The sequence below is a fragment of the Leptospiraceae bacterium genome, assembly GCA_024233835.1.
Taxonomy (GTDB): Bacteria; Spirochaetota; Leptospiria; order Leptospirales; family Leptospiraceae; genus JACKPC01.
The window spans coordinates 104,562-129,575 of sequence record JACKPC010000005.1; the positions used below are offsets into that span (position 1 = coordinate 104,562).

Consider the following 25,014-nt stretch of genomic DNA (forward strand, 5'->3'; position numbering starts at 1 on the left):
TCTATGAGTTTTGAAACTGGGAAGGTCTCAGTACAAACGGAAAACATTTTTCCAATTATTAAGAAATGGTTATATTCGGAAAAGGATATATTTCTTCGAGAACTCGTATCCAATTCAACCGATGCCATAGCCAAGCTGAAAAAAATTGCTCTTAGTGAAGAGTTTGAGGGCGGCACCGACTATAAAATCTCTATCACATTTGATAAAGATGCCCGTACCCTTTCGATTGAAGATAATGGAATCGGTATGACAGCCGATGAAATAAAAAAGTATATCAATGAAATTGCTTTTAGTGGAGCGGAAGATTTTGTAAAGAAATACAACTCTGCCGGTAAGGAAGAGGAAGGTAGCGGTAAAACCGGAATTATCGGTCATTTCGGACTGGGTTTTTATTCTTCCTTTATGGTGTCCACTAAAGTAGTAATTGAGACAAAGTCCTATCGGCAGGGGAGTGAAGGTGTTCGATGGGAGAGTGAGTCCGGAGTTGAGTTTAAGCTGAGCAAAATTGAGAAGGAAAATAGGGGAACTAAAGTAACCCTTCATCTCGATAGTGATTCGGGCGAATATCTGGATAAGTGGAAATTAAAGGATCTGATAAAGCGTTATTGCGATTTCCTTCCTGTTCCGATTACCGTTGAAGAAGAAGAAGCCAATAAAAAAAGAGCTTTATGGTCGGAAAGTCCTTCTTCCTTAAAAGAAGAAGATTATAAAGAGTTTTATAATTATCTATTTCCTTTTTCGGGAGAGCCTCATTTCTGGATCCATCTTAACGTAGATTATCCATTCAGACTTCAGGGAATTTTATATTTCCCTCAAATGAAACATGAAATGGATATCAACAAGAACGGCATTAAGCTTTATTGCAACCACGTTTTCGTGAGTGACGAAGCAAGTGAACTAATTCCGAGTTTCTTAAGTGTTTTGAAAGGAACTATTGATATTCCCGATCTTCCGCTTAACGTCTCTCGTTCTTATCTGCAACAGGATCCTCTTGTAAAGAAAATATCCTCGCATATCATTAAGAAAGTGGCTGATAAATTTTCAGAAGATTTTAGGAAAGATAGACTTGACTTCGAAAAGAAGTGGGATGAAATTTCTCTTTTTGCCAAGTTTGCTATTCTTAACGATGAAAAGTTTTATGAAGGTGTGAAAGATGTAGTTTTATTTCCATCTACTGAAGGAAAATTTGTTACTTTAAAAGAATACTGGGATAAAAACCAGGAGAAAAACGATAAGAAAGTATACTACGCTCTCGAAACGGAAGCAAATTCGGTATATATGGATCTTTTTAAGTCCCAGGGGCTTGAAGCCATACTGGTAGATTCAAGGATTGATTCTCACTTTATCCAGTTCCTTGAAACGAAAAATCCGGATATGCGTTTTCAAAGAGTGGATTCAGATGTAGTAGATCAAGTTGTAGATAAAGATGCAGCGGGTGAAATTGTCGATAAGGATAATAAAACTGAATCCGATAGGATTAAAGAAGCTTTTACTAAGATGATAGGACGCGATGGCCTTGAAATTAAAGTGCAGGCTTTGAAATCCGGAGATGTCCCGTCTTTGATAACTTTACCCGAGCATCTTCGTCGTATCAGTGAGATGAATGTTGGTATGGGACATGACACTGCCAGTTTCTTGAGAAACCACACTCTTGTTTTGAACTCCGGTTCGGCTATAGTCAAATCGGCTTTGAAGCATATCGAAGGGGTTAATGAAGAGAAAGGAAAATTATTGGCTCAGCACATTTACGATTTGGCTCTTGTTTCTGCAAGGTTACTTGAAGAAAAGCAGATGGGTGATTTCGTGAAGCGTGCAAACAAGATTCTTGGGATGATCGATTAATCTTTTCCCTGTTGATTGGCCTGTAGGTGTTATTGTAATGCGCACCTACAGGTGTCCCCGGTAGCCAGCTCTTCTCGGAATTATTGCTATGATTACGATTCCAGAAGTTTCCAGGCGAAATGACTTTTGCAGAATCCTTATTAGATACCTATTTTTCTAAAAAGCTTCTCTAAATATTTCTGTTGAATTTCAGAAATATCCGCAATCAGTAATAAATCAAGGCTCTTCTTGCGCATAGAAATAGCGGTTTTTAGTCTGGCTTTATGCGTAGCTCTTTGTTTCTCGGCTTCGCCTTTTTCTAACTGGTTCAGATGCAGAGTCCATATTCCAACAATATATTTCAGAAGCTGGAAGGCTGTCATTCTATCAGGATAGCTCTTGTGCTCAAGTAGCAAATAGATATAACTCTCTTTTCCGGCTATAGAAACTTTAAATAGCATATCTGATTGTATATCTCGATAATTCGGATCGATAAAACTATCTTTAGCAATTTCTAAAGTATCCAGCGATATGTCTTTCAAAAGCTCTGAAGGTAAGCGATGTTTCAGAAAATCAATCACATTTTCTCTACTCTGAAATGTGACTTTAAAAAAAGAATTATGATTCATTCGTAATCTCTAAACTGTTTTTACAGGTTCCGAGATAGAAATTGCGATCGTTCGCGTGGGTTTTCTTCCCTTATTTGGTACTAGTGTTTTAATCACATGACTACCGGTTAAACCAGCAGTCATGTAGCCAGCTCTTCTTCTAATGAAAGTCATGGACGGCTGTATCGCCCATATCATAAGGCTGAATAATACAGCGGGTCAGTTCTTTTGTGTTGTTCATTAACCTTCTTAAATCATCGTTTAGACGTTGAAGTATCGAGTCGAGTCCGGTGGTTCTATTTTTCTTGTAAGCTTCATAGTATTCAGAGAGAAGAAAAGGTTTGGCAAATACCACATGGGCTTTGCGAGGTAAATGAGCGGGTTCACCTCCCAGAGCATGGGGTGTTCTTCCTAAAACAAAGGATTCATAGCGGTTCAAATATTCATAGAAACGCTCCGGACTCGGCCAGGAAAGCAGGTAATCGCGTTTGATTACTATCATGTCATAAGCTTTTACACATTCCCGGTTGGCCCAGGCCAGTTCGGTATCTGTTAATTTTGGAACTTTTGAGTTCGGATATTTTAATTCAACTAATTCCAGGACTGATGTTAGAAAACGCAACTTGGTGATAGCATCGGCGTCTTTATTATAGCCCTGTATGCCGATTTTCTCTGCAACGTTATCTAACATAACATGGCGAATTTTCCCAACCCTGTAATTGTATTCGGCATTTTCGTCAACTTCTATACCATATTCTTCTTCGGCTTTCTCTAAGAGGAGTCTTCCTACCATCATAAAACGACGTAGTAAGTTTCTATCTCCGGCGTCTGCACCGAGTTTTCTTTCAATTACCCGAATGGAACGCATGAGATCATCCACAATTACATTGTCCGGAGATTTAATGACATATTTAATAAAGCCGGGAAGTATTACAATATCTGCATTCGGATCCTGTTTTCTGGCGTCTTCAAAGGCACCGAGACTGAGTTTTACAATGCCCGGCTGAAAAGGCATCAGGTTGTCATTTTCTCCGCACATGGGCTCTCCTTCGGGGAATAGCACCAGTTTGCCTTTGTCTGAGGCCAGAATGCTTCTTGCGGTTTTCATCGAGTCTTTATCAGCAATGCCCGGTATAATGGAGAAACCCCCGAGACTCTGGTAGAGTTTCCCGAGAGCACCAAAAATAAAATCAAAAGCCCTGCGTGTAGCCATATAATTAAACCGACTGCACATCATATTGGCTATATGATAAGCGATCATAGGTTCGGCCTGACTCGGATGGTTGGTAAAGAAAAGAACTCTTTTGTTTTCTAAGGAGCGGAGCATGGCCTTATCTTCATCTGAAATGATAATATCTTCGATGTTCTGGTATATTTTGAGAGCAACGGGTAAGGTTAGATCGGCAAACCAGGCCACGTAAGCCTTAAATTCCGGTGGCATGAAATACTTCATAATAACTCCTGAAAAAACCTTTTTTCTCATCTTTTCACCTGTTTTAAATAAAGTCAATCAGGGTTTTTTAAATCGTTAGTAAAGATCTTTCTTGACCGGGAAAGGCTCAAAAAAAAGATGGTATTATCTTCTATACAGGGAAGGATTTATGTCTAAAAAAGTAGCTTATATTACCGGTGCATCCGGTGGAATAGGGGAAGCTTTTGCTCGAAAGCTTATCAAAGACTATAGCCTGGTTTTAATTGCCAGAAGTTCTGACAAATTGAATCGAATTGCTGAAGAGCTTTCCTCTATCGGAAAAGCTGAAATTATTGTAGCTGATCTTACAAAACAGAAAGATGTAAAAGCAATTCAGGATAGGATAGCCCAGGATAAAGAATTGGCTATGTTGATTAATAATGCCGGTTTTGGAACAACCGGGAAATTTTCAGAACTGAATCTTAACAAAGAACTTACAGAGATTCAACTGAATGTAAATACTCTTATTCGTTTGAGTCATGCCGCCAGTAATAATTTTCTGAAAAGAAACGAGAAGGGAATGATTATTAATGTTTCTTCTATAACGGCTTTTCTTCCTATTCCCGGTAGTGCAACTTATGCCGCTACAAAAGCCTATGTAAAAAGCTTTGGCGAATCTCTACACGAAGAGTTGAAGGAGAAAGGGATCTATGTTCAGACTCTCTGTCCTGGTTTTACAAGAACAAATTTTCAGGATACGGCAAATTTTGACAAAAGCCTTATTCCGGATTTTTTCTGGATGGATGCTTCTCAAGTGGTGGAAGAATCTTTGAAATCTGCCGGGAAAAAAGAAGCGGTTTGTATTCCGGGTCTTTTAAATCGTTCTACTACTACTGTTTTAGATCTGATTCCGGGTGATATTTTGCGAAAATTAAGTAGCTTTCTTGTGGATAAAACTAAAACGTAATAACTGGAGTCTCCAAAGTTTGTCGGGGAAGAAGGCGAATCAATATGAGTTTGCTTAAAAATCCGATCTTTTAAGGAGAAGTTATTTTATACCATGGTAATTGAGCCAATCCTGGTAATCGAGGAAAATATCCACTCGACTGTCTGAACCCAGGCGGTTCTGAATATGTTTCGCGGTGATCCCGGGTCCTGAGGCATGAAATCCTTCTGCAATTTTTGAATCGTGTCGTAACATAAGGTCAAATTGACTTCCGCTCATCCAGTAAAAATATTTCTTACTGGAAAGAACCGGAACATTGTCTTGAAGTTGCAAGGAATAGGTCGGCAGTTTGGGATAATCGGAACGAACTACTTCACTTCCAAGGTGGCTGAGTTTGATAAAGGAAGGTTTTTCTCCCAGTAGAAAACCAAGATGGGATTCTTCCTCTTCTCCAAAGCTATCGGCTGTACCATGAACCCAGAGGCCAAAAGCGGCCAGATCATACCAGGTTTTAACACCGGCTGACCATATGATTCGTTTGCCGGTTTCTTTCTCTGTCCATTCTGCTTGCCAGGCTGTGCTTCGGGTTATGAAAAGAGGACCTTCCGGTAAAGATACCGGGCTTAAGAAGTTTCGATTAAATTTAAGAGCTTTACCTTTTAGAGGCCAGAGTTCCTCTTCTGGTTTTTGTGATACCGGCTGTTTTTTGGAATTGAGAAGAGCTTTTCCATTCAAAACCTCCCCATTATCGGTTTCCCCCCTGGTAATGAGGATTTTTCCGTAATTTCTACTGAAACAGGCGACTCCGATTTTCTGATGGCAGCCTCCTCCATATTTTCTAAGTTCCCTTCTTTCAGTAAAAACGTCATCTCGAACCTGTCCTGATTGTAAGGGTTCAAGCAGAGTTTTTAAATCATTTCTTTCGGATTTTATTTCAACTGCCAGGGCTCCCTGTGCGGGTGCGTTAGGATTCTCCGAGAGAGGGAGAACCATAAAAAGAGATTCCTGTAAAATGATACGAAGATAAGAACGTATCTGCACGAATTCTTCTTCTTTACATTCCGGAAAATTTTCTGCCAGCATCCTGTCGAGAGCAGCCTTTGCCAGAATAATTCCCTGAATACCGGGATTCTCCTGCCATTTTCGAATTCGTGTTTGAATGTTTCCCCGGACAGGTTCAAAAAGAATGGATTTTTGCTGTAAGTTTTTGGGTAAGGCTTTGGAGAAGAATTTCCCCAGGTTATACTCCCGTCTCGGAGAGGAACTCATCAGGCGTATTTCTGAATAGTTCGGGTTCTGATAGGCTTCTGTTTTAAATAATAGGATATCTCTCTGGTCTTCTCTCTGTAAAATGGAAAGAATTTCAGTCTGTCCATCTTCTTCTAATTCCAGATCTTTCCAGGAATGGACAACCAGATCGACTTTATCTTCGAGGATATCTTCCTTGAAATCCCTTGTAAAGACACCCTTACCACTCATTTTCCAGAGTGGAGAACTCAGGTCTTTATCTCCAAGAGACTCCTTGAAAAGAAATTGGATTTGGATATCGGGGTATTTCTCTTTTAGTGCAGCTGCAACCAGGTAGGATTGAATTCTGGCAAGGGCACTTTTCCTGGAACCAATGCGAACTATACGAGACAAGGTATGTCTTCCCAACCGTGTATAAAATTTTGGCAGATGTTTTCTCGTTCAAAAATGATTTCCTGTATAACGGATTCTAATTTTTGTCTGAGAATGGCATTTCTCCTTTCGTTCTCTTTTAAAGAATGGAGAATCTCCGCGAAGGATACATATTTGATTTTGTCCGGAAAAAAATCCCCGGTATCGTCTTCACGAAAGTCTATGGCTCTTGCACCTTCCGGTAAAGAAGGTATCCAGCGTTCTAGGGAAAAAGGAGCTGCAATAACAGTATCCTCTCCTTCCTCCGGTGTGTATTCAGAAAGGAGGGCTGTGGTGATTTTATATCTCGATTGAAGTTCTTTAAGTCTGTCCGAATTTCTGGCAATGACTCTGACTTTTGCTCCTGTTTTGAGAAGCCAGGGCAGCATTTGTTCAGCTAATTGACCTGAACCAAACATTGCGATGGATCTGGAACTTTTCAGATAACGGTAGGCAATTCCGCCGTAAGATTGGTCTCCGAGGTTTCTTAAGTAACCAGAGCGAATTTTACGACTATCTTCGATTAACTGATCTCTAAGTCTGGCGATGTAGTGTCCGAGAGCAGAATCCGGTAAATTTTCATTTTTAAAACGTTCTTTAAACTGCGCAAAAACTTCTGTTTCACCTAATAATTTGGATTTGATACCGCTTACAATGCGTAGAAGCTCGGCATAAGCTTCGTATCCGTTTAGACGGAAGTAAGAACCCCTTCTAACTGTGGAGTATTCAGAACTGAGTATTCTTTCATCTCCTATATAAACCGTTCTCATGCAGGTCTTCCAGTGGAAAAGGCCCGGAAATATAATTGAGTCTCTGTCTTTAGCTTCTGAATGGAAAACAACGAGATTCGACCACATGGAAGATAGTATAGCATAGCTTCCTTTTGCGATTGTCATGGAAGTGTCAGGGGCGGTATGATATTATTCAATTTTTTACGTGCTTCTATTCCTGAAAGAAAAGCTTACTTTTTTAAGTGAATACTTGACAGGGTAGTCTAATAAGAATAAAGTTCCTTAGAGGATAATATGCAATTCAATACCCATTCTATTTTAGATATTTCCCTTTCTTTGTCGGCTTTGAGCCTTTTAAGTTATTTTTTTTATTTGTTTTTGCGTTCCCAAAAAATGGAATTAAGAAAGCAAGAAGTGCCTATTCGGGCTGAATCAAAAAGAAGAAGATAAATTTTGTAGGCTTCGGAATCGCGGGTGAGCAAGCTTTGTGATGGCTCGCCTGCGAAAAAAATGCTTCCGACTTTTTTAATAGAATACATTTTTTCTTCAAATTAAATTTTCTGAATAAAAATTTAATTGCCAAGTTTTAATTTTATTTTATAACATACATCTTCCTTATTTTTATTAGTGGGGTTTTATCATTGGCAACAAAGTCCTTACAACTTGTTCTTTATACCGAGAAAGGTTCAGAAATAACTCCTATTCATCGTGAAGCAGTTGGAAGAGATGGAGTAGGTCAGGAAGTTTTTAAAGGACATTCATCGGTGTCCAGACTTCATGCCATGTTTTATAGGGATAATCAGTTCTGGTATGTTGAAGATCTCGATTCTTTCAATGGAACCTTCCTGAATGGAGAAAAGCTTCAGGCGGGAAAAAAGTATCCTATTAAAAATGGAGATACTCTATATCTTTCGAGTTCTTTCAAATTAGAATGTAAAATTTTTTAAAAATAACTTTACAGTTTAAGGTTATTTTTTCACCTTACTTAAATGAGAATGAGTATCAATATCAATAAGAAAATGGTTTTATTTTTTGAAAATGCAGAACGTATAGAGCCGGAGAAGGGTTCTTTGTTTATTGAAGAATTATTTCGGCCTTCCTCTTTTTCCGGGAAGAAGGCTGAAAAGAAAGACTAATCGGTTACAACTTCGTATTCTTCCATAAAACCGGGGAATTTACCAACTTTACGGATAAATGTATATTTAAAGGGGTATAAAACCAGGCGATTCCCGGTTTCTTTCAGGGATTGCTTGGCTTCTCCGGACATCAGGGCAAATGGGCTGGAAATAATAAAAAGCCCGGAACCCACTGCCAGGCTGGCAAGTCCCAGAGGTCTGGCTATAACCACATCGATTAGCATTTCTCCACTGCTTGGGACTTCTTCTGCTTTTATGGAACCGGAAAAAAAGAGAATCGTACTACAAAAGAGAATGGATAAAAATTGCTTCATGACAAATAACTCCTTTTATTTCTTATATACTGAGGAATGGATGCAAAAATTGCAATACATAAAACTAAAGAAATAATACTCAAGGATACATGGATGGGAATGTGGTAGCGGGGGATGTTAAAAAACTCACCGGGTAGGGGAAGTAGCATTTTTATCCCTACAAAGGCCAGGATAACAATGACACCTGTTTTCAAGTAGATAAACAGATCCATGATACCTCCTACTAAGAAATACAGGGCTCGAAGCCCGAGAATTGCAAAAATATTAGAAGTGTAAACAATAAACGGATCTTTTGTTACGGAGAAAATCGCCGGAATCGAATCGAAAGCAAACATTACATCGCTTACTTCGACCAGAACTAATACGATAAATAAAGTGCTGGCGTATAGTTTTCCGTTTTCTCTAAGGAAAAATTTCCCACCGTGAGGACTTTTACTGACCGGGATGAGTTTGCTTACAAATCGAATCGTTTTACTGTTTTCCGGATGGAATTCTTCCTCTTCCTTGTGAAGAGCCATTTTAATAGCAGTATAGATCAGGAAAAAACCAAAAATATATAGTACCATACCGAATGTTTTTATCAGGGCCGCCCCCATGAAAATCATAATGGCCCTGAGAATGACTGCCCCTATAATTCCCCATTTTAAGACATCGGGTTGTTCTTCTGAGCTGATTTTAAATGTTTGAAAGATCATGATGAAGACAAATAGATTGTCCACAGATAAGGATTTTTCTAAAAGATAGCCCGCTATGAATTCCATGGCTTTTTCTTTATGTATGCCTGGCTGAGAAGGGTCTTTCATATAATAAAAAATAAACCCTGCAAATAAAAAGGAAACACTTATCCAGATAAGAGACCAGATGCTTGCTTTTCGAATGGAAATTTTGTGACTTCCTTTCCTGCCCAGAAGACCTAGATCAATGGCGAGAAGTGCCACTACAATCAGGTTAAAAACCACAAAGAGGCTTATTTCTTTTTCTAACATGGGTTATTAGAATTTTCCTTCCTTGAAGTAAGTAAAGCATTATCTTATAAAAAAATAGTTGCATTCTATAAAAAATAAAGTAGGATGCCCGAGTTAATAAATTCTTAACAGGTTGATTCATTGGATATTTCTTATAAAATTGGAGAAGGAACATACGGAAAAATAGCCCTGGAGAATAATCAGGATATTGAAAACCAGATTAGGACCTGCGGATGGTACGATACCGAATCAACTTATCTGGCTTTAAAAATTATCCTTGAATTAAGAAAGTATAACGGAAATATCCATATTTTGGATCTGGGTTCAGAACCTGGTTATTATAGCATTCCATTTTCGAGGTATACAGATGGAAATATCCATACCTTTATCGATGAGCCCGAGATGCTTTCTCTTTTAAAGAGATCTCTTCAGTTAAATCATATTCATAATGTTAAAATATATGATAAAAGTGTGATTCTATCAGAATTGCCGGAAAATGGAGTTTTATCTTTTGTTCGCCTGGATCCGGGCTCGGAAACATTTCTTCCTTTTTTTCAGGAACACTTCGAAGAACTTAATAAATGCAGACCGGTTATTTTTTTGGCCGGGAAAAATTTTTCAAGAGGAGATAAATTCTTGAATTTCTGCCTTGATCACCTTGCAGACTTGGATTATCGATTCACTCTTTATTCTCATTTTGCAATTTTATTCCCTTCTGAATACTTCTGGCATTTCTATCCTTTTTTACAGGGTGCTACTGATATAAAGATAAAAACCGCTTTACGGTTTAGTAAGAGTTCTTTTTCTTATCAGAAATTATTCAATAATCCTTATATACAAAAAGCTTCCGGTATAAAGAAACAATATTACTCCCTGCGTTGGAAATACAAACTACTCAGTTTTCAGGAAGAAGAAACTGAATGAATATTTTTTTATCTTTGCAGGAACAGGCTTTTTCTAAATATTGTTATCAATCATGGTAAATATGACTCAAACCCAGTCACCGGAAAAAAGTATTAAAATTGATATACTCATCATTGATCAGAATCCACTGGTTTTGGACACTCTTTACCAGGCCTGCAAGTCTGAGGGCTTAACTGTTATGACCGCCAATCAGATGCCCTATGCAATGGAATCTCTTATTTATTATAGTCCGAAAGTAGTGATTACGGAACTGATTCGTTCGGAAGAGAGAGGAGTCGAGTTTTTAAGGGCCTTACGAAGGATTCGTTCTGAATCCATTATCATTATCCATTCAGACAAGACAAATGTTAATGAGGAATATAAGAAAAAATTAGGATTGATTTTTGCATTCCTGAAAAAACCAGCAGAGAAAGATGAATTGATTCTCACAATTCGCAGGGCTCTGGAGTTCTATGAGTTCAAAAAGAAGTCTATGAATTATTCCGTTGGCAGCGAAGAAAAAATGAAGGAGCAACTGGAATGGCTTATCTGGAAAGAACAGAGAGTCTTAAATTCTAAAAGCTCTTTCGGAAAGACGATTATTGAAACAATCGTGCATTCTATTTTTCAGGGGATGGGGGTTGGGAGTCTGGTTTCTCTTATTGATCTCATGGAAATGACAATGAAAGAAGATTTGGATAATAATGCATTTCTCGTGAAAAAAGAAATCATTAAATCGATTCTTGATAATTCCTTACCCATCCGAAATATAAAAGAAAACCTCGATCATATATTAAAGGTTTATGAAAAAGATTATCCTATTGAAATGATTCATCCGGAAAGAGTGCAGGTCCATATTCAGAATGCCCTTGAGGATGTCGAAGATTTACGAAGCATTAAAAATCACAAGATTATACTCGATGATCTCAGGTTAAATAAGGCTATTTTAGCCAACGGAGATCTCTTAGAGCTTTCTATGCGAGAGCTTTTAACCAATGCCTTTAAGTATTCTCCCGAGGAGGCAGAAATCCAAATTTCTCGTTTTTATTCTCCTACAGGCTTGTCTATTGTAGTAGTAAACCCGGCTGCAAAAGTGAGTAGGGGAATTAATGGAATTCCTCCGGAACTGGAATATGAAATATTCGAACCTTTCTTTAAAATAAACCATATTTATGATGAAAGATACTATAAAGAAGAACTGGGATTTGGTATCGGACTTTCTTATCTTCAGTCGAGTATTACACGCCTGGGTGGTAACATTCATGTAAATGAAGTTTTAGACCATCTGAGTATTCCTCCTGCAAAGAAAATTGTAGCTGAGATTATTTTTCCATTTGTATAAAAGGGCTTGTTTTCCTCTTTTCTTAAATAAAAATCGTTCGACTAAAAAACTCCCCTGTAAAAACTTTCAGTATGGTAGAGTGGAAAAAATATTATAATGACTATTCTGTCAATCAAGAATTGATATGGTTGAATAATTGCGGAACAACACCTATAGGAAACAGGATTCTTCAGGAAGTAACTTCTTATCTTCATGGATACGCCAAAAAAGGTGTTTTTACAGAGTTGGGAACTTTTTCGGAGGTCAGACGGGGGATTATCTCCATTCTATCTTCTTTATTGAATTGTGATAAAGACGAGTTAGCGATTATTCATAATACTTCGGAAGGAATGAATTTTATTTCTCTGGGTCTGGGGCTTGATACGGGTGATGAAATTCTTCTGCTGGAAAATGAATATCCCAGCAATGTCTATCCCTGGAACCACTGGAAAGAAAGAGGAGTCTTATTAAATTTTTTGGAGTTAAAAGATTCTCCGGAAGAATTTTTAGAATATTTCAGAAATCGCATTAAGCCCAATACTAAATTAATTACCATTTCTGCTGTGCACTGGTGTACCGGTATGCCTCTACCGATAAAAGAGATTGGCCGAATATGTCGCGAGAAGAATATTTGCTTTGTCTTAGATGGTGCACAGGGAGTAGGCCATGTTCCTATAGATGTGAAAACTATGCATATTGACTTCATGGCTTTTTCCGGTTGGAAATGGTTACTCGGACCTCTCGGAATAGGTATTTTATACGTTAGAAAAGAAAGATTAGCAGATATGAATACAGTCTTTCTGGGACAAAGTTCTGTAGTCAACGGAGAAGAATATCTACCTTATAAGGATTTGATTCGACCGGGAGCGGATCGCTTTGAATTTTCTACACCAAATTTTACTGACTGGATTTATTTTTTTACAGCTATTAAGATCTTGCATGAGATTGGCTTTTCTAAGGTTATGGAACGGATTTATGAACTGGCAGATTATCTGGCTGAAGGTCTAAAAAAAGTTGGTTGCAGGGTGAATGTAGATGATTTTCCCGGACATAAAACCGGAATCATTGTATTTGATATACCAGGACTAGAACCTGATGTGATATTTAGTGCATTAAAAAAGAATAATGTAATATCAGCCTTGCGTTTAAATCGAATTCGCCTTGCTCCTCATATTTATAATTCAACAGAACAGTTAGATAAGGTGATTGAAGTTGTAGAAACGCTCTCATAAAGGTTTTGCTGAGTTTATTCCTGAATATCAGATGACCTTGAGAGCTTACAGACAAAAAATTTATGATTCTGAGATGTCAATGAATTCAATGAGTAAAGAAGAATTTTTTGAAAAATTGGATAATTTGGATATTGTTCATGTAAAACAAAATCCGGAAAGTATTAAAAACCTGAGAAAGAAATAATGAATATTGCCCTGCTTAAAGATTCCAAAAACATTCTCCCATGAATACCGACGAAATCATCATCTATCAAAATCCTGAGGGTAAAGTCAAACTGGAAGTCCGTCTGGAAGACGAAACTGTCTGGCTGACACAGGCTCAAATGGCGGATTTATTCCAGAAAGGTAGGAGTACAATTGCTGAGCATATTCAGAATACATTTCAGGAAGGTGAATTACAAGAAAAAGTGGTCTGTCGGAATTTCCGACTAACCACTCAGCATGGTGCGATTGAGAGAAAAACCCAAGAAAAAGAAGTAAAACATTACAACCTCGATGTTATCATCTCTGTTGGCTATCGGGTAAAATCCCGACAGGGCACCCAGTTTCGTATCTGGGCGACCCAGAGGCTAAAAGAGTATATTATCAAGGGTTTTGCTCTCAATGACGAGCGTTTTAAGTCCGGCAAGTCGATGAATTATTTCGATGAACTTCAGGAGCGCATCAGGGAAATTCGGCTTTCAGAGCGGTTCTTCTACCAGAAGATTAAAGATATTTATACGACCAGTATCGATTATGACCCGAAGGATGAAAATACGATTCTATTTTTTAAGACCGTGCAAAACAAACTTCTCTGGGCCATCAGCAAACAAACCGCTGCCGAACTTGTCTATCGCAGGGCAGATGCCAGCCTGCCTTTACTCGGAATGCAATCTTATGATAAACCGAGTGGAAAAAGAATTCGCAAATCGGATGTGAGTATTGCCAAGAATTATCTAAGCGAAGAAGAGATTCGTTTACTCGGACTTTTAGTCGAACAATACCTTGCCTTTGCTGAAACGATGGCGCAGCAAAGAACTCCCATGTATATGAAAGATTGGATTTCCAGACTGGATGCCATTTTACAATTAAATGGTAGGGAACTCCTCCACCATGCCGGACAAATTAGCCATGAGATGGCAATGCAAAAATCTACAGAAGAGTATGAGAAGTATCTGGAAGACTTAAAGCAGAAAGAAAGAGAAGAGAGTTTGAAGGAATTGGAAAACGATCTTAAAGGACTAAAGGAAAGATTTGGTGAAAGGTGATTGAGTTTATAAGCTAAATCTGCAATTTCCCTGAGTCCGGGACCGGCTATTATCTATCTTAATTCAGGCCTGTTTTTTGTAAGAAGTCCTCGTTTTGGAGGAGGAAAAATCACTGATAGATTTCTGTGCAACGGGAACTGCCCCCCAGAGGGGGAGCAGTGTATAGAAAAACTTGGGTGGGAACCCCCTTCGGGGGATCGAGGGGGATTGGAAGAAAATTTGGTAATTATAGACCGTGTTTACTGGAAATATCACTGGAGGTGTGGCATTTTGTACAACTACTATCGTCTGCCTGTGCACCACCATTGTGGGAACCAATAGAACCATCTTTAACTTTTTTCAAAGCTCCGGTTGCCCAATTCATACCATCATGGCAGGAACCGCAGGCCAGACGACTGGGTTTTGTTTTCCAATTATCTTCGTTAGCTGCAGTCTTATTGGAAGTATGACAGGTGCTGCAATCCTTTTGTTTGGTAAAAGTTGTTACAGTTGTCGCAGCAGTTCCTGTTCCTGTAGGATTATTGAATCTAAATCCGTGGATATTATAGCCGTCACCCGATTTGGTAAGCTTGGAACTCATGTGTAATTTATGAACCATAATCGGAAAATTTCCAACTGACTCACCATCTGCCAGGTAGGTTCTACCACTCGCATTAGGATTTGTAGGAAATACATAGTTTGACGATACGGCTTCAGCAAAGGCAGTTGCAGATCCAACTTTTACCTGGTCTGTATGGCAGGTAACGCATTGTTTTACATCATGTCTGGAACCATGTGCTGTTAATCCTCTTGTTGTAGCTCCAGTTATTATAGCAGAGTCAGAGTGGCATTTATTACAAGTTTCCACCCTTACAATATCTCTCTGAAGTGTTGAAAGTTCAACGCCAGTAGAAGGAGTGAAGTCATAGGTAATTGTCTTACTATTTTCAAAAAGCACACCTGCGACTAGTGTTCCTGAGCAGGCACTTATTTCATCATTGTAGGCAACTGAGCATACGGGTCGTCTTGTTCCATCAGTATTATTAGTAGAGGTTCCACGCGCATTTCCGGAACCAATTAATATTGCAATACGGTGTGGTAGAGTAGGCTCATAGCTCAAATTTCCAAGAGCTGCTACACGGGTTGCATCTGGTGTTGTGGCAGTGGATAGAGTGGCAACTGTTGTGCCAATATATTCTTGAGCTATATTTTCTTTCGATTTTGTTATATCTCTAGAAAAAGTATATTTATAGGAGCCATCACCATTGTCCACCAGCGTTCCATTATTATCATAAGTTGGCCAGGTTAAACCGGAACCTCTTGTGACTGTAGTAACTCCATCTGCTGTTGTTCCTGTATAAGGCACAGTAGATGCAATATAATTGATCCATTGATCTGGAGAGCCATTGGTTCCTGCTACAAGTTTAGCTATTGTAAATTGCATATTACTGACAGCGGTAAGACCATCAACTATTGTAGTTGTCCCGGTAGTATTCTTTGCTCCAGTAGTACTCGTATATGCTGCATTGTTCTTAGTTGTCCAGCCAAAACCCTTCAAGCGATTTTTGTCCGTTGTAACATAGAAATTTACAATAGGGGTTCCCTTACTCATATCCACACTGGAAACAACGCCGGATAGTTTCAATGCTGCAAGATCTGCTGGAGCATAGGATGAAACATCTAACACGGGCAGAGCTTTTGCTGCTGCAACGGCTGCTGAGTCGCCTGATCCAGTCTGGGAGAGTGCCAGAGCAGCGTAGGCCATAGTATTATCTTTTTTCTCTTCCTTACATGAGGAGAAAAGAATAACAAGAATAAAAACAAAAATTGTTTTTTTCATAATAGTTACCTCCGTAACTAACCACCACTGAATTTTTTTGTATTGAAAGCTGACAATAGAAAATTCTAAAAAAATAGTGTGATTTAAATCATTGGTAGATTTCTGTGCTACTTCAAGTCAACGGGAATCGCCCCCAGACCTCCAGACCTCCAGAGGTCAAACTGAGCTGTGTACTGTAAGTCTTTATATATATGAACTCGTAAAATGCTAAAATGGAGGCCGCAAATGAGATGAGTCTAAAACTGACTAAGCTATTTTTATTTAGTTAAACTATTTTACCAGTAAAACTGGGATTTACTTCGGGACCGGCTATTATCTATCTTAATTCAGGCCTATTTTTTGTAAGAAATCCTGATTTTGGAGAGGGAAAAATCACAACTTAGTTATAGGGATGGGTCTTTTTTTTTACTTGCCTGCCTGCTTTGTTCTACTATTTTTTACAAAAAAGAGAAAAATATGAAAAAAGCGATTCACTATTTTGTAGGTCATCCTCTCCTTGCCTGGCTTACAATCCTTTCCTTGATTTTATCGGGTATAATGGCTATCTTTAGTTTAAGAAGCGAAGCCTATCCCAATGTAGATTTTAACCAGGTAAAGATTACTACTGTTTTTCCGGGGAGTCCTCCTTCGGATATTGAGCAATTGGTGACAATTCCTATCGAAGAAAGGCTTCGGGAAGTAGATGGTCTGGAGCAGGTCAGATCCATATCAAGGCAGTCTGTGTCGGAAATTCTTATCAAAGTAGACCTCGAAGAGAAAAACCCGGCCAAGGTTGTTAATGATCTGCAAAAAGCTGTGGATCAGGTTTCTGATTTGCCTGAGCAGGTTACAGAAAGACCTCTTTTTGAGGAACGTAAGAGCGGTAAATTTCCTATTATGGAGCTTTCTGTGTATGGAGACATTAGTTCACATGAATTATACCAGGCTGCAAAACTGGCAGAAAAAGAGCTGGAGAAAATTCCGGGAGTCGCACGGGTGGATCTATTCGGTCAAAGGGATAGGGAGTGGCATGTCCTTGTAAATCCGGATAAGATGGAAAAGCATAATGTGAATCTTCAGCATGTGATTCAATCTATCAAGTTACGAAATGTAAATATTCCTGCGGGTACTTTCTCGAGGGGGGACGCAAGAAATATTCGGACTACGGGAGAATTTGAGACTATATCCGAAATACTGGATTTGCCGGTAATCGGAAATGAAGTTGGAAATACGATTCCCCTTAAACTATTTTCCAAAACTCGTGATACTTTTCAAAGACCGGAGTTTTTAGCTTCTACGAATGGATTTCCGGCTATTAACCTTCTTATTTTGAAGAAAGAAAAGGGAGATATACTTAATACAGTTAGTCGTATTAAAGCCAAATTAAAAGAATTCGATAAGACTCTACCAAAGGGAACGAAAATTGCGATTATTAATGATGAAGGGAAACGTACAGAAAACAGGTTAAATGTTGTTCAGTCTAATGCTATTATTGGCTTTATTCTGGTTATAGTGATTCTTGTTTTATTTTTAAGTTTTCGAGATTCTATCATTACGAGCCTCTCTCTTCCCCTGACCTTATTTGGCATGTTGATAATATTTCCAATCTATGATATTACCTTTAACCTGGTTTCTATGCTTGGTATTATCATTTCTCTGGGAATGCTTGTTGATAATAGTATTGTAATTTCTGAAAACATTTATCGTTATAGGGAACAGGGTTTGGATCCTCTTGAAGCAGCAGTCCAGGGTTCTTCGGAATTGGTGGTACCAATTATCGGGACTTATTTGACTACAGTAGCTGCATTTGCTCCAATGATGTTTATGTCCGGAATTATGGGGAAATTTATCTGGCAGATTCCCTTTGTAGTAATCTGTACTTTAAGCATAAGTCTTTTTGAATCCTTTTTTCTTTTACCCGGAAGGATGTCACAATTTGCCGGTACTTTACCCAAACCGGGAGAGCATGTAAATCTATTCAGAAGAGTTTTAGATGGTTTCTTTAACGGGCTTAGAGATATTTTTTCAAAGATTATTTCTTTTATTATCCGTTTTCGATACATTTCTTTTGCCAGTTTTTTTATTGCACTTTTTTTAAGTGTATATGTTTCTTCTAAAATGAAATTTAACCTGTTTCCCAAAGAAGGTTCTGAAATATTTATTGTAAAAGTGGAATTTTCTCCCTCCATTCGCGTTACCGATACTATGAGCCGTATGAAGTATGTTGAAAAGATTATCCAAAAACTTCCTCCCGAGGAATTGGTGAGTTATTCGATTAAAGCGGGGATTCAGCAAAAAAATTCACAGGATAATTTGACAAGGGTAGGGGAGCATTTAGGGGTCATTCAAGTTTTTTTAACGCCCGAACTAAACAGGAAAAGAACCGCGGGAGAAATCATTGCACAAATAGAACCCGATGTTCTCAAACTTCCTGATGCCAAATCTGTATTCATAGAAGAGGTTATTCCCTCTCCTCCGATTGGAGCTGCTATTACGCTTGCCGTAGAGGGAGAAGATTATGAAACTTTAAGAAAAATTTCTGCTGAAATACAGGATTATCTTAAAAGTATAAAAGGAATCGTAAATATTAGTGATGATTATAACTTAGGTCGTCAGGAATATGTAGTGAAACTTAAAAACCAACTTTCCGCCCAAACCGGTATCGGGACTCTACAAGCTGCGAGCTTGATTCGAGCTGCTTATGAAGGAAATGAAGTTTCAAATATCAGAAAAGGAACAGATGAGATAACGATACGGGTTCTATACGATGATGAACACAGGGGAGACCCGGAAAGTATAAACCGAATTAAGCTCCCCAATAAGTATGGTTTAAATACTCCTCTCGGAGCTATTTCAACAACGGAAATTTATAGAGGGCCGGAAGCTTTATTGCATTATGATTTTGAAAGGGCCATTACAATCACAGCTGATGTGAAGGAAAGCCATATTACTTCTACGGAAGCGAATAAACTTGTATTCAGTAAATTTCAGGATATAGGAACTCGTTATCCGGGCTATGCCATTAAATTCAGGGGAGAACAGGAAAATACCCAGAAGTCGATGGCATCTTTGGCCAGGGCCGGAGTAGTTGCACTTTTTGCTATATATGCAATTATAGCTCTAATTTTTAATAGTACTTTAAAACCCCTGGTTATTACCGGAACCATTCCCCTGGGTATAATCGGAGTGATAATTGGGTTTTATACTGCCGGAAAGGCTTTAAGTTTTTTTGCACTTATCGGGGTGATAGGTCTTGCAGGAGTGGTTGTGAATTCTTCTATTGTACTTGTTGATTTTATCAACCAATTTAAAGAAGATGAAGATCCTTATAGGGCACTTATAATGGCAGCGGAAGTTCGGTTTCGACCGATTCTTCTCACTACCCTTACTACGATGGCAGGTTTATTGCCAACAGCCTATGGAATCGGAGGTTCCGACCCGGTTTTAATCCCTATGACTCTGGCACTTGCCTGGGGACTGGCTTCCGGTACATTTGGGGCCCTTACATTTATTCCCTGCGTATTTGCAATAGGTTATGATATTCGTTTTGCTTTGAAAAAAATAAAACATAAGGTTTCTAAAATAAAAGCAGAGGATGTTCCATAAAATGCAGGAATTGAATTATGCCTATTTGAAGTTTTTACGGGAAACTCACCCGACTTTGAAGATCTTTCGGGCAGATTCTTTTCCTCTTATATTAGGATTTCTATATTCTGCCTTTAAACAAAATAATCGTATTACATTAGATTCCGAAAGTCTCGGTATAGAATTATCCGATTACTTGTATATTCTTCGCCAATCGGAAGGTAGCGGAATTTATCCTGAACAAGCCAAAAATTATTTGGAACGATGGACAAATGATGGTTTCCTTCGTAAATACTACAGAAAGGAAGGAGATGATGCATTATTTGAGTTGACACCTGCCGCTGAAAAAGCTCTGGATTGGATTCAGGATTTGGAAAAACGGGAATTTGTAGGAACCGAGTCCAGATTATTGAGAATTTATAATATTCTTAAAGATATAAATTATGGAACCTCACAGGATATTGATGAAAGGATTCGGAATTTAGAAAAGCAAAAAGAAGAACTTGAAGAAGAAATTGAAGCCTTGAAAAATGGCCAGGCTCCTGTGATGGATAAGACAAGAGTCAAAGAAAATTTTGTTGAAGCCAGGGATCTGGCAAGAAAACTATTAGCTGATTTTCGGCAGGTAGAGTATAATTTTCGTGAACTAAATGCAAATCTAAAAGAAAAACAAATTTCTGCTCTTTCTAAGGGAAAATTGTTAGAGGAAGTTTTTCAAGTCCAGGACACTATTTGGGATTCTGACCAGGGAAAAAGTTTTCGTGCTTTCTGGGAATTTCTAATGTCGAGTAAACGACAAAAAGAATTTGAAAACCTTGTTGAGAATGTATATAGCTTAAAGGAAGTGCAGGAAACGCGACCGGATGATCTACTGCAAAAAATTAAAGTATATCTTGTCGAAGCGGGAGACAAGGTAAACCGTATGAACCATGAGTTGGTGGAGCAGGTTCGAAAGTTTTTAGATGAGAAGTCTTTGCAGGAGAATAAAAGAATCCTCAGCCTGGTAACGGAAATTAAAAAGAAGGCACTGGAATTGAAAGACAATCCTCCTTCCAAAAAATCTTTTTTTTCTATTGAACATACTTTACTAAATCATAATGTAATGGATAGACCTCTCTGGGAACCAAAAGATGATTTAGAACTCAGTAATACTGAGTTTAAAGAAGGAGAGACTGAATTAAATACAGAAGCTCTTTTTACCCAGCTTTATGTGGATCCGGGAGTTTTGAAAGATAGGATACGACAGACGATGAAGCAAAAGTCACAGGTGAGTTTGAAAGAGGTATTACAGCACTTCCCGGTAGAAAAAGGTTTAACTGAAGTTATATCATATATTGCCCTTGCTCATAAGGATCTGAAGGCTGTTGTTCACGAAGACAAACAAGAACTATTTGTTATACATAATAAGGAAACGGATAAGTATTTTCAAATTAAGTTGCCGGAGGTCATTTACCAGAAATGAAAAATATGGAGACACTTAGATATGCAGCAGCTGTTTTAAAACTTTTAAAAGGTGTTGTTTATGAAGAGGAAAAGGAAATTTGGAATATTATTATCGAAGATAGAGAGGCTTTAAAAGATTATTTTCATAAAATCGGCCTGAAAGTTTTAATTTTTGAATCAGATGGTTACGCATTCTTATCACAGGATGAGCCGGAAGAGGGGAGTTTATTTCCCCTTCTGGTAGAAAGAAGGCAGCTAAGTTATCCTGTAACTTTACTCCTTGCACTTTTGAGAAATCGTTTTGCTGAGATGGAAGCTAATTCTACGGATGCAAGGCTTGTGCTGAATAAAAAGGAAATTAAGGAAATGTTAGTTTCTTTTTTACCTGAAGATCGAAATGAAGCGAAGCGATTTGATAAGATAGATGTGCATATTAATAAATTAATTGACTACGGTTTTTTACGTAAATTGAAAAATGAAAGTGATCGGTACGAAGTAAAAAATATTATAAAAGCTAAAATCAATGCAGATATACTATCTGAAATCTTACAAAAGTTGGAAGAACATGCAAGAAATCTCGGAACAGATTGAAATTAATACAGGTTTTCGTTTAAAAAGACTTGAGCTTTTAAACTGGGGAACTTTTCATAATCGTATCTGGAAAATAGAACCTTCCAATTTTAATTCCTTACTCACCGGTGATATAGGATCGGGGAAATCTACCCTGGTGGATGCTATTACTACATTGTTAGTGCAACATACAAGAATTGTATATAACCGGGCTGCAGGTTCAGAGGGAAAGGAAAGAACTTTATATACTTATGTAAGAGGCGAATATAAAAATGAAAAAATAGCTGAAACCGGTTACTCAAGACCTGTATTTCTGAGAGATCCAAATACGTATTCAGTTATTCTCGGAATATTTTATAATGAAGGTTATTCGGAAGCTGTAAGCCTGGCTCAAGTTTACTGGATACGGAATAACCGGGTAGAAAAATTCTTCGTTGTTTCTCATGATGAGCTGAACATTTCTGAGCATTTCACCGGTTTTGGCACAGATATATTGAGACTCAAGAAAAATATACGGAAAGAAGAACGGACGGAACTGTTTGATAGCTTTCGAGATTATAGTTCACGTTTTCGTTCTATTTTTGGGATTCGTTCTGAAAAAGCCATGGATCTTTTTTATCAGACGGTTTCTATGAAGTCAGTCGGTAACTTGAATGATTTTGTAAAAAACCATATGCTGGATGTTCCGCAGGTTGATGAGAAGATTGAAGGTTTGAAAAAGAATTACGAGAATTTAAGTCGCAGCTTTGAATTGGTACAAAAAGCAAAACGACAACTTCAGGAACTTTCCCCTATCATCTCTGAGTTAGAGAGTTTTGAAAAGACGGCTGAACTTATTGGAAATGCGAACCTAAAACAAAAAGCTAGCCCTTTTTATTTTATGGGTCTAAAAAGAAGCTTTTTGAAAGATGAACTCCAAAGGCAGAAAGAGAATCTACATATTATTAATAATCAGCTCGAATCTTATGAAGAAGAACTATTTCGTTTAAGAGAAAGGGAAACGGAAATACATAGTTTAATTATGCAGAATGAAACCGGAAGAAGATTGAGTGAAATACAAAAAGAACTGAAACTTATGGAAGAGAAAAAAAATGCAAAATTAAAAAAGTTTCAGTCCTATGAAAATCTTTTAGAGCATCTTGATTGGACTCGCTCCGTTAATGAAGAGGTTTTCTACAAACACCTTGCACAGGCTAAAAAAGAGTATGAATCAATCAATCAAAAAGTTCAGAATATAATTTTAGAAAGAGATAATATACAAATAAATCTAAGTAAGCTTTTGGAAAAGGGAAAAGAAGAAGAAGCGGAGTTGAAATCTCTATTGAGTCGGAAAACTCAGATTCCGGAGAAGCTTTTACAAATTCGACATTCCATTGCGGAGGAATTAAATCTAACATCTTCAGACTTGCCTTTTGCGGGAGAACTTCTACGTGTGAAGGAAGATGAGAAAGATTGGGAAGGTGCTATTGAGAGAATCCTCAGAGGGTTCGGGACAAGTTTACTTGTGCCGGAAAATCTTTATGAAAGAATCAGTAATTATGTGAACAAAACAAATTTGAAAGGAAGATTGGAATATTATAGGGTTAGCGAAAATCTAAAGCATGTAGATAGATCTTATATCAGGGATAACTCTTTATTCAATAAGATTGAATTAAAAGAAGACTCCTCTTTTTACTATTGGCTGGAGAAAGAAATCTTAGAGCGTTATAACTATATTTGCTGTGAAGATATGGATTCCTTTCGCAGAGAGCCTTTTGCTTTAAGTAAACAGGGACAGATAAAACGCGGTAAATATAGACATGAAAAAGATGATCGAACTGATATAAAGGACAGGCGTAATTATATCCTGGGATGGACTAATGAAAAGAAAATTCAAGCTATACGTTCCGAACTGGATAAACTACATTCGGATATAATGAAATTAAATGAAGCCAGGGCCCAGGTGGAAAGAGCACAGGAGCGTTTAAAAAATAAAGAACGTAACCTATACGACTTCATGAAATATGAAAATTACGAAGAAATAAATTGGGAAACAGAAGCCAGATATATACAAAATTTACACGAGGAAAATGAATCTTTAAAAGCAAGTTCTGAACCCTTAAGGAAAATGGAAACTGATCTCTTGCAATTGAAGAGACAAATTCTTGAGAAAACAAATTTGAAGGCCCAGGCGGATAGACAAATCGGACAACTTTCTTCCGGAATTAGTGAAAATGAAGAAGTATTAAAGGAGTGTGAACTTTACCTCGAAAGTTTAAATGAGGATATAAGTCATTTCTTAAGCCAGGTCGAAGAAGATAATAAAGAAAACGCATATAGTTTGAAAACTATTGAGAAAGGTCGTGCTGTATACGAAGAAAAATGCAGGATTGAGATTCATACTCTTGAAGAGAAAGCAGCCGCCCTTCGATTGGGAATTGAAAAGAATATGACTCTTTATAAAAAGAACTATCCGGAAGAAACAACTGATGTGGATGTAGATATTGCTTCAGGAAACGAATTTAAAGAATATTATAATAAAATTGTAAATGAGGATCTTCCCAGGCATGAGGAGAAATTTAAAGAAGAATTAAACGAAAAGACAATTAATGATATTGCGATGTTTCGAGTTCAGTTAGAAGGTTATGCTACCGATATAATTGAAAAAGTAAAAACCATTAACCGATCTTTAAGGGAAATTGAATATAATCCCGGTACTTATATTGAAATCCTGGCAGATAAATCAAGCGAGCAATCCATTGCAGATTTTAAAGAACAACTTCTCCGCTGTCTCGATCAGTATGAAGGAGAAGAAGAGCTATATGGAGAGGAAAAGTTCTTAAGAGTAAAAAAGATTCTGGATCGATTTCATAGTCAGGAAACTTCTGATATTAATTGGACTCAGAGGGTTACAGATGTGCGTAATTGGTATAATTTTTCTGTAAGTGAAAGGTATATGGAGGATGAGAGAGAAAGGGAACACTATAGTGATTCTTCCGGCAAATCAGGAGGTCAGAAAGAAAAGCTGGCCTATACTATCCTTGCTTCCGCATTGGCTTTTCAATTCGGCTTGGAGTGGAAAAAAGAGCATTCTCGCTCATTTCGCTTTGTCGTAATCGACGAAGCTTTTGGTCGAGGTTCTGATGAGAGTACTCGTTATGGTTTGGAACTCTTTCGAAAATTAAATCTGCAATTATTAATTGTAACTCCCCTGCAAAAGATTCATGTAATCGAAGACTACATCCGTTCTGTGCATTTTGTTTCGAATATGGGAGGGCATAATTCCATGGTAAAAACAATCAGTATTGAAGAGTATAAAAAGGAAAAAGAAAAATATAGCTGAAA

Annotated in this window: 19 protein-coding genes; 12 read left to right on the forward strand and 7 right to left on the reverse strand. The window is 37.9% G+C overall.

Going from position 1 to position 25,014, the window contains the following annotated elements:
* Positions 1-3 precede the first annotated feature (3 nt).
* Complete coding sequence (gene htpG / locus H7A25_20725; protein MCP5502333.1) at positions 4-1,842, forward strand: molecular chaperone HtpG; 1,839 nt, start codon at positions 4-6, stop codon at positions 1,840-1,842.
* Positions 1,843-1,982: 140 nt separating this feature from the next.
* Here htpG and H7A25_20730 read toward each other — a convergent pair whose 3' ends face one another.
* Together H7A25_20730 and H7A25_20735 are read right to left on the reverse strand one after the other, a co-directional pair.
* The gene (locus H7A25_20730; protein MCP5502334.1) at positions 1,983-2,450 is read right to left on the reverse strand and encodes an Rpn family recombination-promoting nuclease/putative transposase; all 468 of its coding nucleotides are present in this window, start codon (positions 2,448-2,450) and stop codon (positions 1,983-1,985) included.
* 139 nt (positions 2,451-2,589) lie between these two features.
* A complete protein-coding gene (locus tag H7A25_20735) occupies positions 2,590-3,882 on the reverse strand; it encodes a 1-acyl-sn-glycerol-3-phosphate acyltransferase (protein ID MCP5502335.1) in 1,293 nt (430 codons plus the stop codon).
* Between the two features lie 148 nt (positions 3,883-4,030).
* Between H7A25_20735 and H7A25_20740 the strand changes: the two genes are divergently transcribed.
* On the forward strand, positions 4,031-4,807 hold the full coding sequence (locus H7A25_20740; GenBank protein MCP5502336.1) for an SDR family oxidoreductase: 777 nt from the start codon (positions 4,031-4,033) through the stop codon (positions 4,805-4,807).
* An 81-nt stretch (positions 4,808-4,888) separates the two neighbouring features.
* Here H7A25_20740 and H7A25_20745 read toward each other — a convergent pair whose 3' ends face one another.
* Positions 4,889-6,427, reverse strand: coding sequence for a uroporphyrinogen synthase (locus H7A25_20745; protein ID MCP5502337.1), 1,539 nt, complete (start codon positions 6,425-6,427; stop codon positions 4,889-4,891).
* Positions 6,415-7,341, reverse strand: coding sequence for a glutamyl-tRNA reductase (locus tag H7A25_20750; GenBank protein MCP5502338.1), 927 nt, complete (start codon positions 7,339-7,341; stop codon positions 6,415-6,417). The genes H7A25_20745 and H7A25_20750 overlap by 13 nt, the downstream gene beginning before the upstream one ends.
* A gap of 476 nt (positions 7,342-7,817) precedes the next feature.
* On the opposite strand from H7A25_20750, the gene H7A25_20755 reads away from it, so the two are divergent.
* Both H7A25_20755 and H7A25_20760 read left to right on the forward strand, forming a co-directional pair.
* Entirely contained in the window at positions 7,818-8,123 is a 306-nt protein-coding gene (locus tag H7A25_20755) for an FHA domain-containing protein (protein MCP5502339.1), read from the forward strand.
* A gap of 48 nt (positions 8,124-8,171) precedes the next feature.
* Positions 8,172-8,312, forward strand: a complete 141-nt coding sequence (locus tag H7A25_20760) for a hypothetical protein (protein MCP5502340.1) — start codon at positions 8,172-8,174, stop codon at positions 8,310-8,312.
* On the opposite strand, the gene H7A25_20765 is transcribed toward H7A25_20760, so the two are convergent.
* Together H7A25_20765 and H7A25_20770 are read right to left on the reverse strand one after the other, a co-directional pair.
* Complete coding sequence (locus H7A25_20765) at positions 8,309-8,626, reverse strand: hypothetical protein (GenBank protein MCP5502341.1); 318 nt, start codon at positions 8,624-8,626, stop codon at positions 8,309-8,311. The genes H7A25_20760 and H7A25_20765 overlap by 4 nt on opposite strands.
* Positions 8,623-9,612, reverse strand: a complete 990-nt coding sequence (locus H7A25_20770) for a TerC family protein (protein ID MCP5502342.1) — start codon at positions 9,610-9,612, stop codon at positions 8,623-8,625. The genes H7A25_20765 and H7A25_20770 overlap by 4 nt, the downstream gene beginning before the upstream one ends.
* 120 nt (positions 9,613-9,732) lie before the next feature.
* On the opposite strand from H7A25_20770, the gene H7A25_20775 reads away from it, so the two are divergent.
* The 4 genes from H7A25_20775 to H7A25_20790 all read left to right on the forward strand — a co-directional run bounded on the left by H7A25_20775 (position 9,733) and on the right by H7A25_20790 (position 14,294).
* A complete protein-coding gene (locus tag H7A25_20775) occupies positions 9,733-10,515 on the forward strand; it encodes a hypothetical protein (protein MCP5502343.1) in 783 nt (260 codons plus the stop codon).
* 52 nt (positions 10,516-10,567) lie between these two features.
* On the forward strand, positions 10,568-11,836 hold the full coding sequence (locus H7A25_20780; GenBank protein ID MCP5502344.1) for a response regulator: 1,269 nt from the start codon (positions 10,568-10,570) through the stop codon (positions 11,834-11,836).
* Between the two features lie 71 nt (positions 11,837-11,907).
* Entirely contained in the window at positions 11,908-13,047 is a 1,140-nt protein-coding gene (locus H7A25_20785) for an aminotransferase class V-fold PLP-dependent enzyme (protein ID MCP5502345.1), read from the forward strand.
* 224 nt (positions 13,048-13,271) lie between these two features.
* Positions 13,272-14,294, forward strand: coding sequence for a virulence RhuM family protein (locus H7A25_20790; protein ID MCP5502346.1), 1,023 nt, complete (start codon positions 13,272-13,274; stop codon positions 14,292-14,294).
* A gap of 226 nt (positions 14,295-14,520) precedes the next feature.
* Here H7A25_20790 and H7A25_20795 read toward each other — a convergent pair whose 3' ends face one another.
* The gene (locus tag H7A25_20795) at positions 14,521-16,113 is read right to left on the reverse strand and encodes an OmcA/MtrC family decaheme c-type cytochrome (protein MCP5502347.1); all 1,593 of its coding nucleotides are present in this window, start codon (positions 16,111-16,113) and stop codon (positions 14,521-14,523) included.
* A 456-nt stretch (positions 16,114-16,569) separates the two neighbouring features.
* Between H7A25_20795 and H7A25_20800 the strand changes: the two genes are divergently transcribed.
* Genes H7A25_20800 through H7A25_20815 form a run of 4 tightly spaced genes read left to right on the forward strand, consistent with a single transcriptional unit; the run spans position 16,570 to position 25,012 of the window.
* Positions 16,570-19,698, forward strand: coding sequence for an efflux RND transporter permease subunit (locus H7A25_20800; GenBank protein ID MCP5502348.1), 3,129 nt, complete (start codon positions 16,570-16,572; stop codon positions 19,696-19,698).
* Between the two features lies 1 nt (position 19,699).
* A complete protein-coding gene (locus H7A25_20805) occupies positions 19,700-21,139 on the forward strand; it encodes a DUF3375 domain-containing protein (protein MCP5502349.1) in 1,440 nt (479 codons plus the stop codon).
* 5 nt (positions 21,140-21,144) lie between these two features.
* On the forward strand, positions 21,145-21,711 hold the full coding sequence (locus H7A25_20810; protein MCP5502350.1) for a DUF4194 domain-containing protein: 567 nt from the start codon (positions 21,145-21,147) through the stop codon (positions 21,709-21,711).
* A complete protein-coding gene (locus tag H7A25_20815; GenBank protein ID MCP5502351.1) occupies positions 21,686-25,012 on the forward strand; it encodes an ATP-dependent exonuclease SbcCD, C subunit-like protein in 3,327 nt (1,108 codons plus the stop codon). Before H7A25_20810 ends, H7A25_20815 begins: the two co-directional genes overlap by 26 nt.
* Positions 25,013-25,014: the final 2 nt, after the last annotated feature.